This window comes from Nocardia mangyaensis, assembly GCF_001886715.1.
Classification (GTDB): domain Bacteria; phylum Actinomycetota; class Actinomycetes; order Mycobacteriales; family Mycobacteriaceae; genus Nocardia; species Nocardia mangyaensis.
In genome coordinates this window covers 5778483-5795378 of the sequence record NZ_CP018082.1, presented here as the reverse complement: position 1 = coordinate 5795378, position 16896 = coordinate 5778483, and the positions used below count along the sequence as shown (strand labels likewise).

The 16896-nt window shown below is 67.3% G+C and carries 17 protein-coding genes; 7 read left to right on the top strand and 10 right to left on the bottom strand.

Annotated features, from left to right (window positions below):
- The first annotated feature begins 77 nt into the window (after positions 1-77).
- Positions 78-938, top strand: a complete 861-nt coding sequence (gene mca, locus BOX37_RS26360) for a mycothiol conjugate amidase Mca (RefSeq protein ID WP_156910794.1) — start codon at positions 78-80, stop codon at positions 936-938.
- On the top strand, positions 938-1189 hold the full coding sequence (locus tag BOX37_RS26355) for a hypothetical protein (RefSeq protein ID WP_071929987.1): 252 nt from the start codon (positions 938-940) through the stop codon (positions 1187-1189). Before mca ends, BOX37_RS26355 begins: the two co-directional genes overlap by 1 nt.
- Here the strand turns inward: BOX37_RS26355 and BOX37_RS26350 are convergent.
- Positions 1186-1392, bottom strand: coding sequence for a hypothetical protein (locus BOX37_RS26350; protein WP_071929986.1), 207 nt, complete (start codon positions 1390-1392; stop codon positions 1186-1188). The two genes, BOX37_RS26355 and BOX37_RS26350, sit on opposite strands and share 4 nt — an antisense overlap.
- Before the next feature lie 379 nt (positions 1393-1771).
- Here BOX37_RS26350 and BOX37_RS26345 point away from each other — a divergent pair, with 379 nt between their 5' ends.
- Entirely contained in the window at positions 1772-3172 is a 1401-nt protein-coding gene (locus BOX37_RS26345; protein ID WP_071931897.1) for an AAA family ATPase, read from the top strand.
- A complete protein-coding gene (locus tag BOX37_RS33490) occupies positions 3169-3795 on the top strand; it encodes an RloB family protein (protein ID WP_167659986.1) in 627 nt (208 codons plus the stop codon). Before BOX37_RS26345 ends, BOX37_RS33490 begins: the two co-directional genes overlap by 4 nt.
- A gap of 7 nt (positions 3796-3802) precedes the next feature.
- Here BOX37_RS33490 and BOX37_RS26335 read toward each other — a convergent pair whose 3' ends face one another.
- From BOX37_RS26335 to adh, 6 genes are all read right to left on the bottom strand, one after another.
- Complete coding sequence (locus tag BOX37_RS26335; RefSeq protein ID WP_071929984.1) at positions 3803-4201, bottom strand: NUDIX hydrolase; 399 nt, start codon at positions 4199-4201, stop codon at positions 3803-3805.
- 114 nt (positions 4202-4315) lie between these two features.
- Entirely contained in the window at positions 4316-5119 is an 804-nt protein-coding gene (gene eutC / locus BOX37_RS26330) for an ethanolamine ammonia-lyase subunit EutC (protein WP_071929983.1), read from the bottom strand.
- A complete protein-coding gene (locus BOX37_RS26325) occupies positions 5116-6528 on the bottom strand; it encodes an ethanolamine ammonia-lyase subunit EutB (RefSeq protein WP_071929982.1) in 1413 nt (470 codons plus the stop codon). Before BOX37_RS26325 ends, eutC begins: the two co-directional genes overlap by 4 nt.
- Positions 6529-6595: 67 nt before the next feature.
- A complete protein-coding gene (gene eat / locus BOX37_RS26320) occupies positions 6596-8038 on the bottom strand; it encodes an ethanolamine permease (protein WP_071929981.1) in 1443 nt (480 codons plus the stop codon).
- Between the two features lie 147 nt (positions 8039-8185).
- Complete coding sequence (locus BOX37_RS26315) at positions 8186-8581, bottom strand: DUF779 domain-containing protein (protein WP_071929980.1); 396 nt, start codon at positions 8579-8581, stop codon at positions 8186-8188.
- Positions 8581-10098 (bottom strand): aldehyde dehydrogenase, encoded by a 1518-nt coding sequence (adh, locus tag BOX37_RS26310; protein WP_071929979.1) that lies wholly within the window; start codon positions 10096-10098, stop codon positions 8581-8583. The genes BOX37_RS26315 and adh overlap by 1 nt, the downstream gene beginning before the upstream one ends.
- 150 nt (positions 10099-10248) lie before the next feature.
- Between adh and BOX37_RS26305 the strand changes: the two genes are divergently transcribed.
- Together BOX37_RS26305 and BOX37_RS26300 are read left to right on the top strand one after the other, a co-directional pair.
- On the top strand, positions 10249-10521 hold the full coding sequence (locus BOX37_RS26305) for a type II toxin-antitoxin system Phd/YefM family antitoxin (protein ID WP_071929978.1): 273 nt from the start codon (positions 10249-10251) through the stop codon (positions 10519-10521).
- Positions 10518-10922 carry a type II toxin-antitoxin system VapC family toxin gene (locus tag BOX37_RS26300; RefSeq protein WP_071931896.1) on the top strand — a complete coding sequence of 135 codons (405 nt, stop codon included), beginning with the start codon at positions 10518-10520 and terminating at the stop codon, positions 10920-10922. Before BOX37_RS26305 ends, BOX37_RS26300 begins: the two co-directional genes overlap by 4 nt.
- Positions 10923-10985: 63 nt before the next feature.
- Here BOX37_RS26300 and BOX37_RS26295 read toward each other — a convergent pair whose 3' ends face one another.
- Positions 10986-12206 carry a GAF domain-containing protein gene (locus BOX37_RS26295; RefSeq protein WP_071929977.1) on the bottom strand — a complete coding sequence of 407 codons (1221 nt, stop codon included), beginning with the start codon at positions 12204-12206 and terminating at the stop codon, positions 10986-10988.
- A gap of 141 nt (positions 12207-12347) precedes the next feature.
- On the opposite strand from BOX37_RS26295, the gene BOX37_RS26290 reads away from it, so the two are divergent.
- Positions 12348-14399 (top strand): thioredoxin domain-containing protein, encoded by a 2052-nt coding sequence (locus tag BOX37_RS26290; RefSeq protein WP_071929976.1) that lies wholly within the window; start codon positions 12348-12350, stop codon positions 14397-14399.
- A 155-nt stretch (positions 14400-14554) separates the two neighbouring features.
- Here the strand turns inward: BOX37_RS26290 and BOX37_RS26285 are convergent, their stop codons facing one another.
- Together BOX37_RS26285 and trhA are read right to left on the bottom strand one after the other, a co-directional pair.
- The gene (locus BOX37_RS26285) at positions 14555-16036 is read right to left on the bottom strand and encodes an adenylate/guanylate cyclase domain-containing protein (protein WP_071929975.1); all 1482 of its coding nucleotides are present in this window, start codon (positions 16034-16036) and stop codon (positions 14555-14557) included.
- 115 nt (positions 16037-16151) lie between these two features.
- Positions 16152-16823, bottom strand: a complete 672-nt coding sequence (trhA, locus tag BOX37_RS26280; protein WP_071929974.1) for a PAQR family membrane homeostasis protein TrhA — start codon at positions 16821-16823, stop codon at positions 16152-16154.
- Positions 16824-16896 lie beyond the last annotated feature (73 nt).

Here is a 16896-nt window from a genome sequence, read left to right as displayed (position 1 = left end):
ATGGAACTATAGGGAACGAAGATCTGACACCCGCGAGCGAGAGCGATGGTGAACGAGACGTGAGTGGCCTTCGCCTCATGGCGGTGCACGCCCACCCCGACGACGAATCGAGCAAGGGCGCCGCGACCACGGCCAGGTACGCGGCCGAGGGCGTGGATGTCCTTGTCGTGACGTTGACCGGTGGTGAACGCGGCAGCATCCTGAATCCGGCCATGGACACCCCTGGGGTCCTGGACCGGATCGAGGAGGTCCGGCGTGAGGAGATGGCCGCGGCCGCCCACGCGCTGGGTGTGCGCCAGCACTGGCTCGGCTACGTCGACTCGGGCCTGCCCGAGGGCGACCCGCTGCCGCCGCTGCCCGAGGGCTGCTTCGCCCTGGTTCCGCTCGAGGAGTCCACCGAAGCGCTGGTGCGCGTGGTGCGCGAGTTCCGGCCGCACGTGATCACCACCTACGACGAGAACGGCGGCTACCCGCATCCGGATCACATCCGGTGCCACGAGGTGTCGATGGCCGCCTACGAGACCGCGGGCGATCCGGCGAAGTTCCCCGACGCGGGCGAACCGTGGACGCCGCTCAAGCTGTACTACGACCACGGCTTCAGCATGAAGCGCCTGGAGACCTTCGCCGACGAGTACGAGCGACTCGGCGAACCGTTCCCGCTGCAGGAGTGGCTGGACCGGATGCGGCAGTTCAAGCGCGGTGACGCGATGAACCGGATCACCACCCAGATCGAATGCTCGAAATACTTCCCCCAGCGTGACGACGCCCTGCGCGCGCACGCGACCCAGATCGATCCGAACGGGGCGTTCTTCGCGATCCCGTTGGAATTGCAGCAGCGGCTTTGGCCGACTGAGGAGTTCGAATTGGCCAAGACGAGAGTGTCGACCGCAATCCCGGAGACCGACCTGTTCGCCGGTATCGAGGACGCCGACCGGTGATGGTGGATTTCCTCGCTCAGAGCACGCCCACCGGACCCGAATTCGGCAAGGCCTCCCCGCTCGGGCTGCTGATCGTGCTGGTCCTGCTGGCGGGCACGGTGCTGCTGGTGCGTTCGATGAACAAGCATCTCAAGGGGTTGCCCGAGACCTTCGAGCCCGAGCATCCCGAACCGGACCAGCAGGCCGACGACGGCACCGAACCCGGTGCGATCGCGGTCGAGACCGACGATCGCAAGCCGAAAACCGGCTAGCTGGCGCGCGGCTGGGCCATGTCGGTCACCAGCTCACCGACCAGATCGCGGGCGGTGGCCGCGTGTTCGGCGAGCTGACGCGGCGCGTCGGCGGCGCTGAGTTCGATCATCTTGTTCATCAGTCCGAAGAGGACGACGAGCCGACGCAGCGCTGCCCTGCGCTCGGCTGCGGTCAGTTCAGCACTGTGTTCTGCTGCTGTCACAGCTATGTGATCGTCACGTCGGCCCCAGGCGTTTCGCCACCGGCACCAGTCGATGGGGTCGAGTCGGCCAGGTGCTCGAAGACCAGAGCGCATCGTGTTCCGCGGCCCCGTAGGTCCCGGCACGCCACCCGGTCTTGGCCGGGTAGGGCAAGTCGGCCGCACTGGCTTTGAGAGCACTGCCCAGCTGGAGGCTTCACCCGGAGGGCAGCGGCTCGCCGATCCAGCGTCGGACCGAGGTCCAAGACTGCGGCTGCCCGTGTCTGTGTGGTGGATGTACTGCGAGAATTGACACTCTCGTCTAGGCTGGTCAGTGGCATTCCTGCAAGTTTTCTGCAGGAAGTGGTGTGAATAAGGGGTCTAGTGAGTGGGGTGAGTGTCCATGCTGTTGAGCTTCCGTTTCGCGAATCATCGTTCGTTCTGCTCTGAGCAGCAGCTGAACCTGATGCCCGCGTATCCGGGCGACCATGCGCAGCCATCTGGTCATGGAGGCGCGGACGCCGTCGACGCGACGCGGCCGGTCCCGATCGTTGGAATTTTCGGTGCCAATGCGTCTGGAAAGTCGAACGTGATAGATGCACTTAAATTTATGCGATTCTTCGTGACGCAGTCAGATCGGGAGGTTGAGCCTGATTCTGGAATTGCCCGCAACCCGTTTCGGTTGACTGCGGAGGAATTTGTAAGCCCTTCGCGCTACGTGGTCGACTTCATGATCGACGGCAGCAGATATACATATGGCTTCACCATAGACAGCACCGCTGTTCTCGAAGAATGGCTTTACTACTATCGCCGTACCGAACGATACGGTAGGAGCGGGCGAAAAACAGTCGCATTCGAACGCACCGGTGACGAGTTCGAATGGGGGCCTGAATTTCGTGACAGACCAGATCTCGGCGAAATCTCCTCTTTTACTGCTGAATCGGCATTGTATCTTTCAACACTGGCGCGGTTCAAGATTAAATCCACCAGTAAGCGCCCACCTTCGCTGCCCGCGGGGGAGCTGGCATCAGATACGTTGCACAATGTCTACCTATGGTTTCGGAGAATGCAATTCACGGTAGACGAATTGTATCCGGATATTTCCTTGTCGACGCGGATGCGTCGCATCGCTGGTAGCGGATCAGAAACCGAGGCTTTGGAGCGGATTGCCTCGATTCTGCGGCAGGCGGACACCGGGATCGACGGCGTCGAGCTGGTTCGTGGTGATCCGGAAGCAAAAAGGGCGATTGCCGATTACTCGAGCGTTACGACGACTCGTGACCGACAAGCTTTTCGCCAGTTGCAACTCGCGGCTCGCGATCGCTTCGTCTTCCGGCACCTCGGTGCGGAAGACGGGGTGCTTCTTGAGTTGCGAGAGGAGTCGCGCGGAACCAGGCAGATGCTCTCGCTGGCGTTCGATGCGCTGCCGATACTGGACCACGGTGGTGTTCTGCTCGTCGATGAGATCGATGTCAGCCTGCATCCGGTCCTGTCCGCCGCTATCCTGGCACTGTTCCGATCTGCGCGGACGAATCCGCATAATGCTCAAGTGGTATTTACCACACATGACGTTTCGCTGCTCGGTTCGATGGACGGTCAGGAAGTGTTGAAGCGGGATGAAATATGGTTCACCGAAAAGGATTCGGATGGTTGTTCCAGTTTGTACTCGCTAGCCGAATTCAAGCCACGAAACCAGGGTGTAAATCGCGAGCGTCAGTACTTGAATGGCAATTACGGAGCGATACCCGATATCTCGTTCGATCAGCTCGCGGCGGCTCTGACGGTCCGTCTCGAGGATCAATGACGAAGCGGCGGCGTCAAGAGGCGCGTCGTCGTGTTGAGGTCGGATGCGGTCGTGCCACCGATGTCGGTAGGGCAATCGGTCGGTTTGAGGAGCGCCTGTCCGTCCTCATGGTCACGAATGGTGAGAATACCGAGATCGAATATTTGAAGGGACTCGCAGGTTCTGGACTGTTGAACCGGCTGGTCCGCGCCCCGAAGGTCGCTTTTGCTAACTGCGCGCCGGGCGCGCTCGTCGATTGGGCGATTCGGGAGCGTGAAAGAAATGGTTACGACTTGGTGTTCGCTGTTACCGACAAGGATGCCTTTGAGACTGACTCAGCGCTGCGGAAGGCTGCTAGGCATCAGGTTCGGTTGATAGTTTCTAACCCGTGTTTTGAATCATGGTTGGTATTCCACTTCGAGAACTGTCGAAGTTTCCTGTCTTGTGCGGACGAGGCGAAACGGCGGTTGCGTCGATATGTCCCCGAATATGATAAGACCGCGCTGCGGTTTACCGACTTCGAGGCTGGCGTCCTCGAAGCCGTGCAACGGACTCGCGGACACGGGGGCGACCTGTCTGTCAACCCGACCAGCACGATGTGGCAGCTTATCGACGAACTTCGCGAGCCTGAGTGCGCTCGTTGACGGTCCCCTACCAGTCGACGAGACCGAGCGTGGCCAGGTGCTTGAAGACCATCATCGAGCCGGGGGCGACGTGGTCCATGGCGGCGTATTCGGCGACGGTGAAGTAGCGGAATTCGGCGATCTCGCCGGTGGCGTGGGGTTCGCCGGTGAGATCGGCCAGGAAACAGGTCATGTGCAGACCGGTGTTGGTGGCGTGGCCGTACGCCTCGGCCTCGAAGATGCCCAGTTCGGCGACCCCGGCCAGACCGACGCCGAGTTCTTCCTCGATCTCGCGGTGCAGCGCTTCCAGCGGGGTCTCGCCGGGGTCGATCTTGCCGCCCGCCATGTAGAAGACCTCCTTGCCCTCCGGGCGCGTCTGGATCAGCCTGCGGTCGCGGACGTGGGCGAGGGCGGCGGTGCGGATCATGGGGAACACTCTATGGAGCGATCGGCGCGGGCTCATGTCGAGCCGGAGCCGAGTCGCGTGCGGCCCCACGGAGCTGCCGCGATGGGTGCAAGGCCGCTGACTCGGCGGGCCTGGTCACGGCGTGATGGTGCGAGTCTCCGTCGTGGCGAGTGCGTCGGCGCGGGAGGTGTCCTTGAGGTCGACGCCGGAACGGCCCAGGCTGCGCGCGCCCGCCACCAGCCCGGCCACGACGCGCGCGGCGTCGGCGTAGGTGAGGCCGTCGGGTGGGTGGATGTTGGAGATGCAGTTGCGTTCGGCATCGGCACGGCCGGGGCGGGGAAGATGGGTCAGATAGATACCGAGGCTGTCGGCGACCGAGAGGCCGGGGCGTTCGCCGATCAGGACCAGGACGGTCCGCACGCCCATCGCCTCGGCGATGTGATCACCGAGGGCGACCCGTGCCTGGGTGGCGATCACCGGCGGAGCCAGGGTGTAGCGGCCCGCGAACTCCGCGGCCAGGGCCGCGAGGAGCCCGGGGCCGTGGTGGCTCAGCGCCAGCGGTGAGAGGCCGTCGGCGAGGACGAAGCCGAGGTCGGCGCGGCTGGGCGCGAGGAGGGAGAGGTCGGCGGGCAGCCGTCCGAGGTCGGGGCGGCGCAGGTACTCGGCGCGGTCGCTCGCCCGGCTGGCGATGGCGACCGGTGTGCCGAGACCGAGTGCGTTCACCTGCTCGGTGAGAGCGGGTACATCGAGGGGCAGGTGCACGGCGTCGCGGGCGGCGGCGTGGGCGGCACGCAAGGCGAGGACATCGGTGGTCGGCAGCGCGTCACCGGTGCGGCCGAGCCCGATCCGGGCCTGGGTGCTGCGGCGCAGGTCACGCCAGAAGTCGTGGTCGGTGGTTTCCGGTGGTTGGCCACGAACGGGGCCAGGTCGCGCGCTCATCGGGTGCCCGCCAGGGCGCGCAGCGGCGAGGACAGCGGTGGCACTTGTCGCACACGGCCGTTCGCGTCGAGCATGCCCAGCCCCGACAGCCAGGCTTCGAATTCCGGTGCGGGGCGCAGGTTCAGGACTTTGCGGGCGTAGAGGGCGTCGTGGAAGCTCAGGCTCTGGTAGCCGAGCATGACATCGTCGGCGCCGGGGACCGCGATGACGAAGGCGCAGCCCGCCGCGCCGAGGAGGGTGAGCAGGGTGTCCATGTCGTCTTGGTCGGCTTCGGCGTGGTTGGTGTAGCAGACGTCGACGCCCATCGGGAGGCCGAGCAGCTTGCCGCAGAAGTGGTCCTCCAGTCCGGCCCGGATGATCTGTTTGCCGTCGTAGAGGTACTCGGGGCCGATGAAGCCGACGACCGTGTTCACCAGCAGCGGTCGCAGGTCTCGGGCGACGGCGTAGGCGCGGGTTTCGAGGGTCTGCTGGTCGACCGGCCGATCGCCCACGCCCAGATGCGCGTTCGCGCTCAATGCCGAACCCTGCCCGGTCTCCAGATACATCACGTTCTCGCCCACGGTGCCGCGCGCGAGTGAGCGGCCCGCCTCGTTGCCCTCGCGCAGCAGCGAGATGTTCACGCCGAAACCGGCATTGGCGCCCTCGGTACCGGCCACCGACTGGAACACCAGGTCCACCGGCGCACCCGCTTCGATCAGCCCGATGGTGGTGGTGACGTGGGACAGCACGCAGGACTGGGTCGGGATGTCGAAGCGCAGGCGCACCTCGTCGAGCAGGTGGAGCAGGTCGGCGGTGGCCTGCGGGGAGTCGGTGGCCGGGTTGATGCCGATCACCGCGTCGCCGCAGCCCAGCAGCAGTCCGTCGAGGGTGGCCGCGGCGATGCCGCGCGGGTCGTCGGTGGGGTGGTTGGGTTGCAGGCGGGTGCTCAACCGGCCGGGCAGCCCGATGGTGGTGCGGAATCCGGCGGTCACCTCGGTGGCCTTGGCGACCGCGATCAGGTCCTGATTGCGCATGATCTTGGAGACCGCGGCCACCATCTCCGGGGTGAGTCCTGGCGAAACGGCGGCCAACCGCACCGCCGCGGTGGCTGTCGCGGCGACGGCGAGCAACCAGTCCCGCAGCCCGCCGACGGTCAGGTGCGCGATCGGCGCGAACGCGACCCGATCGTGGCTGTCGATGATCAGCCGGGTGACCTCGTCGGTCTCGTACGGCACGAGCACCTCGGACAGGAACGTCGTGAGCGGCACCTCCGCCAGCGCCCATTGCGCGGCGGCCCGCTCGGCATCGGTCTCGGCGGCGCACCCGGCGAGCTGATCGCCGCTACGTAGCGGGGTGGCCTTGGCGAGCAGGTCGATCAGGCCGTCGAAGGTGTAGGTGGTGGCACCGACAGAGCTGCGGTACACGGTCATCGTGTGCCGCCTCCTTTCGCGGGTTCGCGCCCGGCGACGGTGGGGTCGCCGGGCGCCTCGGCTGCGGCTACTCGAGTTCGTGTTCGGCCTTGGCCAGCACCGCGAACTCTTCGTCGGGGGACTTGGCGACCAGGTGCTTTCGACTGTAGAGGGCGAAGTAGGCCATGAAGGCGCAGAAGACACCGAGGGTGAACAGCGCCGCCTTCGGGTCGACCAGGAAGGTGGCCGCCACCGAGATCGCCGCGATGACCAGCGCGAACGAGGTGGTCGCGATGCCGCCGGGGGTGCGGTACGGACGCGGCATGTTCGGTTCGCGCACCCGCAGCACGATGTGGCTGACCATCATCAGGACATAGCTCAGCGCGGCGCCGAACACGGCCATGTTGAGCAGCATCGCGCCCTCGCCGGTGAGGGAGAGGCCGAAACCGATGACGCCGGGCACGATCAGCGCCAGCATGGGCGCCTTGCGGGAGTTGGTCACCGAGAGGCTGGTCGGTAGGTAGCCCGCCCGTGAGAGCGCGAAGGTCTGCCGGGAGTAGGCGTAGACGATGGAGAAGAAGCTGGCGACCAGACCGGCGAGGCCGATGTAGTTGACCGCCTTGGCCGCGGCACTGTCGCCCAGTGCCTGTACCAGCGGATTGCCCGAGGACGAGGCGTCCTCGGCGCCGAGCGCGCCGGTCACCAGGAACAGCACCACCGCACCGGTGACCACCAGCAGCAGCATGGCGACGATGATGCCCTTCGGCACGTTCTTGGCCGGATCGCTGGCCTCCTCGGCCGCCAGTGGCACGCCCTCGATGGCGAGGAAGAACCAGATCGCGAACGGGATCGCCGCCCAGATGCCCAGGTAGCCGAACGGCAGGAACGCCGAGGCGCCGGTCGCGTCGGGATCGGGGGTGATGTTGGTCAGGTTGGCCGAGTCGAACTTGCTGATCGCCGCGATCGCGAAGACCACCAGGCCGACCAGCGCGATGCCGGTGATCACGAACATCGCCTTGAGCGCCTCACCCGCGCCACCGAGATGGATGCCGATGAACAGTGCGTACACCGCCAGATACACCCACCACCCGTCGGTGATCCCGAACAGGTTCAGCGATTCCACATAGGCGCCGATGAAGGTGGCGATGGCGGCGGGCGCGATCGCGTATTCGATGAGAATCGCTGTGCCGGTGGCGAATCCGCCCCACGGGCCCATCGCGCGCCGGGCGAAGGTGTAACCGCCGCCCGCCGCGGGCAGCGCGGAGGACAACTCGGCCATCCCGAGCACCATGGCCAGATACATCGCGGCGATCACGATCGCGGCGATCAGCAGGCCACCGAAACCGCCCTCGGCCAGGCCGAAGTTCCAGCCGGAGTAATCACCGGAGATCACGTAGCTCACGCCGAGCCCGGCCAGCAGTACCCAGCCGGCCGTGCCGGAGCGCAGGGTTCGTTTGGCGAGATATTCGTCGGTGGCGGTGTCCGCGCCCGTGGCGGGAATCGCGTCAGTACTCAAGGGGTAGCTCCTCATCAACAAGCAATGCGCACTCGGCGGCAACTGTGAAGCTCGAGGGTTGAAGAATGGTTGACGACTGTTACGGGCGTGGATCACCGAGGTCAGCGACGCGTATCAAGCGTCGCCGACCTGCGGAAACAGTGTGACTACTGGTGTTTCACATCACTGCGGAACAGAGTCGCCGGTGGGTGGCGGTGGCTGGGATTCCAGCGCGGCCACCTCCTCGTCGGTGAGCAGGCGGGAGCGGATCAGGAACCGCACGCCTTCGGGCGCCTCGAGGGAGAAGCCGCCACCGCGGCCCGGCACCACGTCGACGGTGAGATGGGTGTGCTTCCAGTACGCGTACTGGTCGGCGCTCATCCAGAACGGGGTCTCGCCGGGCAGGTAGCCGAGCAGCACGTCCGAGGCACCCACGCGGAACTCACCGCGGGGGTAGCACATCGGGGAGCTGCCGTCGCAGCAGCCGCCGGATTGGTGGAACATGACCGGGCCGTGCTGCCCGGTCAGTTCCCGCAGCAGCGCCGCCGCCTTCTCGGTGAGGTCGACGCGCTGCCCCATCAGAAGAAGCCGAGCTTGGTGGGTGAGTAGCTGACCAGGATGTTCTTGGTCTGCTGGTAGTGATCGAGCATCATCTTGTGGTTCTCGCGGCCGATGCCGGACTTCTTGTATCCGCCGAAGGCCGCGTGCGCGGGGTAGGCGTGGTAGCAGTTGGTCCACACCCGCCCCGCCTTGATGCCGCGACCGAGCCGGTAGGCGGTGTTCATGTCGCGGGTCCACACGCCCGCGCCGAGGCCGTAGAGGGTGTCGTTGGCGATCTTCAACGCCTCGTCGGTGGAGTCGAAGGTGGTCACCGCGACGACGGGACCGAAGATCTCCTCCTGGAACACGCGCATGTCATTGCTGCCCTTGAAGATCGTCGGCTCGATGTAGAAGCCGTCGCCCAGGCCGTCGACGCCGCGGACCGCGCCGCCGGTGAGCACCTCGGCGCCTTCCTTCTTGCCGATGTCGATGTAGGACAGGATCTTCTCGAACTGATCGTTGCTGGCCTGGGCGCCGATCATGGTGGCCTCGTCGAGCGGGTTGCCGCTGACGATGGCTTCGGTGCGCTCGATGCAGCGGGCCATGAACTCGTCGTAGATCGAGGAGGCGATCAGCGCCCGCGACGGACAGGTGCACACCTCACCCTGGTTGAGCGCGAACATCACGAAGCCCTCGATGGCCTTGTCGAGGTAGTCGTCGTCGGCGGCCATCACATCGGGCAGGAAGATGTTGGGGCTCTTGCCGCCGAGCTCGAGGGTGACCGGGATGATGTTCTCACTGGCGTACTGCATGATCAGTCGCCCGGTGGTGGTCTCGCCGGTGAAGGCGACTTTGGCCACGCGCGGGCTCGACGCGAGCGGCTTGCCCGCCTCCACGCCGAAACCGTTGACCACGTTGAGGACGCCCGGCGGCAGCAGATCCGCGACCAGTTCGACGACCTTCATGATCGAGGCCGGGGTCTGCTCGGCGGGCTTGAGCACCACCGCGTTGCCGGCGGCCAGCGCGGGCGCCAGCTTCCAGGTGGCCATCAGGATCGGGAAGTTCCACGGGATGATCTGGGCGACCACGCCGAGCGGCTCGTGGAAGTGGTAGGCGATGGTGTCGCCGTCGACCTCGCTGATCCCGCCTTCCTGGGCGCGGAGTACCCCGGCGAAGTACCGGAAGTGGTCGACGGCCAGCGGCAGGTCGGCGGCCAGGGTCTCGCGGACCGGCTTGCCGTTGTCCCAGGTCTCGGCGACGGCCAGGGCCTCGAGATTGTTCTCGATCCGATCGGCGATCTTGTTCAGGATGTTGGCGCGCTCGGCGGCCGAGGTGGCACCCCAGGCGTCAGCGGCACGGTGGGCGGCATCGAGCGCCAGCTCCACATCGGCCGCGGACGACCGCGCGATCTCACAGAACGGCTGCCCGTCCACCGGGGAGGTGTTCTCGAAGTACCGCCCCTCGACCGGCGGCACCCACTTGCCGTCGATGAAGTTGTCGTATCGCGGCGCGTAACTGACGACGCTGCCCTCGGTGCCCGGCTTGGCGTAGATCATGGGTGGTGGCTCCTCGCTGATTCCGGTGAATCGTGACACCCATCACTATGCGCCGCGAGGGTTGATGAAACGTTGAAGCCGACCGATCAGGCGCGATCCGTGGCCTCCCGAATGTAGCGCGGTGTAGCACCACGGGCTACGCTGGCTGTCATGAGGCAGATCAGTCAGCGCGAGTTCCGCAACAACTCGGCGGCCATCATGGATGCCGTCGAGGCCGGCGAGACCATTCGGGTCACTCGCAACGGGGTCGAAGTCGCTGAAGTGCGGCCGGTCGGGCGCAGGCGTCGGCGCAGTGCGGAAGAGCTGGTCGCGCGGCACCGAACGCTGCCGCGCGTTGACTACGCGACGCTGCGACGGGACGCCGACGAATTCTTCGGTTCCGAGGACCGGATCGGCGACGACGATCTGTGGAGTGGCCGGTGAGCACTCGCCATGCGTCCGGGGTTCTCGATACCTGTACCTATCTCGATCTCGCCGAACTCGATCCAGCGGCACTGCCCGAAGTTCCCGAGATCACCGCGATCACCTTGGCCGAGCTGAACCAGGGCGTGGCGATGGCGAAGTATCCGGTCTCGCGCGCGGCGCGTTCGGAGCAGTTCGGTGCGGCGATCGTCGAGTTCGATCCGTTGCCGTTCGACGAGGCGGCGGCGACGCGGTACGGCACCTTGGTCGCTTTGACGATCGCTGCGAACCGTAATCCGCGCCCACGTCGAATGGATCTGCTGATTGCCGCGATCGCCTCCGCCAACTCACTTCCGCTCTATACCCGCAATGCGGCCGACTTCAAGGGGTTGGAAAGCATGCTCGACATCGTCGCGCTCTGAGTGTCTCGAACTTCGGCTCGGCCCCGGCGGAACTGCGGTGTCGACCGCGACCGCGGTGTGCGGTCAGGCGCGGAGGGCGGTGTGGAGGCGGGCTGCGGCCATGGCGCGGCGAGGGTCGCGGGTGGGGAGGAGGGTGAGGGCGTGTTCGTGGACGGCGATGTCGTCGGGGGCGCATTCGCCGTAGGTGAGGGCGTGGTGGGGATCGGGGCTGGACAGGACGGCGTTGCGCATGGCTACTTCGAGGTAGTCGCGCCATTCGCTGATGCCGGGTGTGTCGGAATCGGGGAGTAGGGGGCCGTGGTAGCGGCGGACGGCGGTGTCGAGGTCGCCGGCTTCCAGGGCGCGCAGGACGTCGACGGCGTCGCAGGACAGCGGGGTGGTGAAGCGGTAGACGCGGCTGGTGATCTCGCCGCCGGTGGCGCGGCGCAGGTAGGACATCTCCGATTTGAGGGTGCTCGCGCCGACCGCGCGGTCGCCGTAGACGGCGTAGTGCAGGCGTTCGTGGTTGTAGCCGTCGTCGTCGAGTGCGAGCAGGGTGAGGATCTCGAGGTGGCGTGGTCGCAGCCGGATCGGTACGCCGTCGCGCGTCAACCGGCCGGTGCCCAGGCAGGTGAGCCGCATTCCGGCCGGGGCCGGGGTCGCCGTGCGCAACTTCGATTCGATGGCGGTGGTCATGGTCTGCACGGTGGCCATGGCCAGCGGATGCGAGCGCTTCCACGTGGTCGACAGGTCGAGCACGCCGAGCAGAGTGCCGTCGGCGGCGCGGATCGGCGCGCAGTAGCAGACCCAGCCGTGCAGGGCGGCGACGAGGTGTTCGGCGGAGAACACGGTGTGCGGTTGATCGGTGCGCAGGGCCAGCGACAACGCGTTGGTGCCCATGTGCGCCTCGTCCCACCGCCCGCCGGGCGCGAAGTTCACCTGCTCGGCGCGCCGGCGCATGACCGGGCCGCCGTAGGTCCACAGAATGGTCCCCGAGGCGTCGGTGACCGCGGCGACATAGCCCGCGTCGTCGGCGACGCTGTGCAATTGGTCCTTCAACTCCGTCACCGGCGCGCGCAGCGGCGAGTCCTGCCACCGCGGGCCGATGTCGTCGGTCTCGCTCTCGGGCGCGTGATCGCGTCCCGGGTCGACCGTCCGCAGCGACCGCAACCACGACTGCGCCACCTCGGTCCGCACCGCCGAATTCCGTCCGAGCGAAGACATTCCGGCCCGATCCGGTACCCACAGCGCCCATTCCCGTGCCAGCGCCGCGCGCTGCTCGGAGAGCGTCAGCCGCTGTGCCATCGGGGGGTACGTGTCTTCCTGCTCGATTCCATGCCGAATACCGCACTCTCATCATGCCCTAGTCCAGGCCGCTGAGCAGCTGTTTCCGGCCGGGCATCGACTCTCACTCCACCAGGATTTCGCGTATGGCAGGGTGGAAGCGTGAACCGATTGGCCGGTGCGACCTCGCCTTATCTGCGTCAACACGCCGACAACCCCGTGCATTGGCGGGAGTGGGGTGCCGATGCGCTGGCCGAGGCGGCCCGGCGGGACGTGCCGATCCTGCTCTCGATCGGCTACGCCTCATGTCATTGGTGCCATGTGATGGCGCACGAGTCGTTCGAGGACGCGGCCACCGCCGAGCAGATGAACGCCGAGTTCGTGTGCGTGAAGGTCGACCGCGAGGAGCGGCCCGACCTGGACGCGGTCTACATGAACGCCACGGTCGCGATGACCGGGCAGGGTGGCTGGCCGATGACCTGCTTCCTCACCCCCGACGGCGCGCCCTTCTACTGCGGCACCTACTACCCCAAGCAGCCGCGCGGCGGCATGCCCTCGTTCACCCAGTTGCTCAGTGCGATCACCGACACCTGGCACAAGCGTCGCGAGGACGTGAACTCCGCCGCGCAGCAGGTCGCCGACGCGCTGCGGGCCCAGGCCACCGGTTTGCCCGACGCCGAATTCGCCATCACCGCAGCACTACTCGACCAGGCGGTCGCCGCCATCGCCGCCGACGAAGACCTCGAACACGGCGGTTTCGGTGGGGCACCGAAGTTTCCGCCCTCGGCCCTGCTGGAAGGGTTGCTGCGGCACTGGGAGCGCACCGGCGACAAGACGATCTACGACCTGGTCGAACGCACGGCCGAGGCGATGGCCCGCGGTGGCATCTACGACCAGCTGCGCGGCGGCTTCGCCCGCTACGCCGTCGATACCGGTTGGCTGGTACCGCATTTCGAGAAGATGCTCTACGACAACGCGCTGCTGTTGCGCGCCTACGGCCATCTCGCCCGTCGTGCCCCCGCGACGCCGCTGGAATCGTTGCCGCACCGGGTCGCGCGCGAGACCGCCGAGTTCCTGGTGGGCGATCTGAGCACCACCGACGGCGGTTTCGCCTCCGGTCTCGACGCCGACACCCACCTCGAACCGGGCGGTCCCGGCGTCGAGGGCGCCACCTATGTGTGGACGCCCGCGGAGATGGTCGGTGAGCTCGGCCCGCTCGAAGGCATGTGGGCCGCCGACGCGTTCGGTGTGAGCACCGCGGGCAATTTCGAACAGGGCACCTCGGTGCTCACCCGGCGCAGCGATCCCGTCGACATCGAGCAGGCGGCCCGTTTCGACCGATTGCGCGCCCAGCTCTTCGAAGTCCGCGCCCAGCGTCCACAGCCCGCGCGCGACGACAAGGTGGTCACCGCCTGGAACGGCATGGTGATCACCGCGCTCGCCGAATCCGGTGCGGCACTGGAGGAACCGTCCTGGATCGCGGCCGCGGTCCGCTGCGCGCGATTCCTGCTCGATGTGCACCTGGTCGACGGCAGGCTGCGGCGCGCGTCCCTCGACGGCGTCGCGGGCACCCCGCCCGGCGTGCTCGAGGACTACGCCTGGCTCACCACCGGCCTGCTCGCGCTCTACCAGGCCACCGGCGAACCGGACTGGCTCGCGGCCGCCCACTCGCTGCTCGACACCGCGATCGACCGCTTCGCCGATCCGGACCAGACCGGCAGCTGGTTCGACACCGCCGACGACGCCGAAGCCCTCGTCGCCCGCCCACGCGACCCGGTCGACGGCGCGACCCCGTCCGGCGCGTCCACCCTCGCCGAAGCTCTGCTCACCGCCTCCGCCGTCGCCGATGTCGATCGGGCGTCGCACTACCGCGAACTCGCCGACCAGACCCTGGCTCGCGGCGCGATCCTGCTCGCCAGAGCGCCGCGCACCGCGGGGCACTGGCTCGCCGTCGCCGAGGCGTCGGTGCGCGGTCCGATCCAGGTGGCCATCGCCGCCACCGAGAAGTCTTCGGCCGCAACCGAACTCCTCGCCGCCGCCCGCGACGCCGTGCCCGGCGGCTCGATCGTCCTCGCCGCCCCGCCCGACGCCGCACCCCTGCTGGCCGACCGCCCCCTCGTGGACGGCGCCCCCGCGGCCTACGTCTGCCGCGGCTCGGTCTGCGACCTCCCCGTCACCGACCCCGCCGCCCTCACCACCGCCCTCCAGCGCTGACCGAACCGGGCGCCGGTGGTGCCCCGTACCGCAGATCGGACCGACCAGCGCACCCACGATCGTGAGGCCTTCGGCGAACTCCAGACCTGTGCGCGCTGGTCGGGTGGTTTCCCTCGGCCGGTGCTCGTATAGCGCCGCGTGATCGCGGGTCCAGGTCAGCGGACGGGTGGTAGGTCCGTCCAGGTTCGGGTGCGGCCGGAGATCCCGCGCAGCCGGATGTCCTTGTAGCGTTTCCATTTGGCGCGTTCATGGGGGGTGGCGGCCTCCAGGATGGGGGTGCTGACCAGGATGCGGCGTGGGGCGTCCTTGGCTTCGGCGGTGAGGCGGGCGGCTTCGTTGACCGCGTCGCCGATCACGGTGAATTCGAGCCGGGTGTCGGCGCCGACGTCACCGGCGAAGACGCGACCACGGGCGACGCCGATACCGATGTCGAGTTCGCCGGTGGCGACGACCTCGTCGCGGATGCGGCGGGCCGCGCGCAGGGCGGGGGTGGCGTTGTCGTGCAAGGCCGAGGGGGCGCCGAAGATGCAGAGGGCGGCGTCCCCGGCGAACTTGTTGACCAGGCCGCCGTTGTCCTCGGTGGCGGCGACCACGGTGGCGAGCAGCCGGTTGAGCTTGTGCACGAACTCCTCCGGCGCCATCTCGGCGGACAGCTGCACCGAGCCGGTGACGTCGACGAACAGCGCCGAGACGATCCGCACGTCCCCGGTGAGGTCGGCGTTGCCGGACAGGGCGCGTTCGGCCACGGTGGAGCCGACGTGGCGGCCGAACACGTCCTCGGTGTGCAGCCGGTCGCGCAGGGTGGTGGCCAGCTCGTTGACCGAGTGCTCGAGTCGGCCGATCTCGCTGGCGCTGCCGACGGGCACGCGCACATCCAGTTCGCCGCGGGTGATCCGTTCCAGCGCCCGGTACAGCGTGCGCATCGGGGTCGCGACCGAGCGCGCGAGCAGCCAGGTGGCCAGCGCGCCGACGGCGAGGGCGACGATCGAGAACAGCAGGGCGGCGCGCACCCGATCCTCGGACGGGGTGGTGCTGTCGCTGAGCACGACGATGATGATCAGCCCGGGCAGCGCGGCCGAGACCGCCCAGGTGACGAGCACCCGCACCAGCACGGTCGCGCTGGGATGCACGGTGGGGCCGAGGACCGCGGCGATGATCGGCACGGCGGGTCGGACCAGCTGGTCGAGGACCAGATAGATCACCCCCGCCGACTCCAGCGCGCCGAGGGTGAAGCCCGCGACCAGCACGGCGACATTGTGATAGTCGGTGTAGCGGTCGACCTGCCACACCGCCAGCGCGACGCCGGGTGTCCACAGCGCGATCGCGCGCAGGGTGATCGCGGCGGGGAGCCGGATCAGGCGTTCGGCTTCCTCGCGGGTGGGCCTACGGCCGTTGTCGAGCCAGCGCAGGTGTCTGCGCCGGTCGTAGAGGGCCAGACAGATCCCGGCGGTGAACGCGAGCGTCGGGTAGATCGCGATCAGCCCTGCCGAGTCGCGCCAGTCCGAGCCGATCCGGCTGAAGACCCCACCCGCCCAGGCGACGAGGAAGATGGCCGCGACACCGACCATGTTGGCGGAGATGACCACCAGGGCCAGTCCCCAGTAGGACCGCAGGGCCCACCGGATCAGCCGATTCATCGCGCACGCTCGTGCCCCGAGGCGCACGACGCCCTGGCATCACGATCTGCGTTGACGGGTGACACAAACATCGAGCATAGAAGGCGCGGCGACACCGGTAGCGCGCACGCGCCGGTCAGCCGAGCACGACCAGCCAGATCGCGATGTAATGACACAGCGCCGCGACCACGGTCGCGGCATGGAAGAACTCGTGATGACCGAAGTCGGCCCACGGATTGGGCCACTTGGTGGCATACAGCACCGCCCCCACGCTGTAGATCACCCCGCCCACCGCCAGCAACGCCATCGGCAAAACCCCCACGTTGTGCAGCAGTTCCCCCGCTACCGGCACGATCGCCCACCCCAGCAGCAGATACAGCGGAACCCCCACCCACTTCGGCGCCGTCGGCCACAGCAGTTTCAACGCCACCCCCGCGAAGGCGCCGGCCCACACCACGATCAACAATGTCCGCCCGGTAGCCCCCGGCAACCCGAGCAGCGCGAACGGCGTATAGCTCCCCGCGATGAACAGGAAGATCATCGAGTGATCCGCCCGCTTCATCCGCACCCGGGCCCGCACACTGCGCCAGGTCACCCGGTGATACACCGCGCTGATCCCGAACAGCGCACACACCGAAACCCCGTACAGCAACGTCGACCACCCGGCGGTAGCCGACTCCCGGAACCCGAAGACAACGAGCACCGCGACACCAACAGCCGCCACCCCGACGGCCCACGTATGGATCCACCCCCGCAACCGGGGCTTCACGAGCGCGACGGGCACTTCAACAGCCTGTACAGCCTCCACGAAACCTCCAATGACAAAACCTACGGTACCGTAAGTTAGTCCCAACCGTACGCCAAAACCCAACCCCACCACT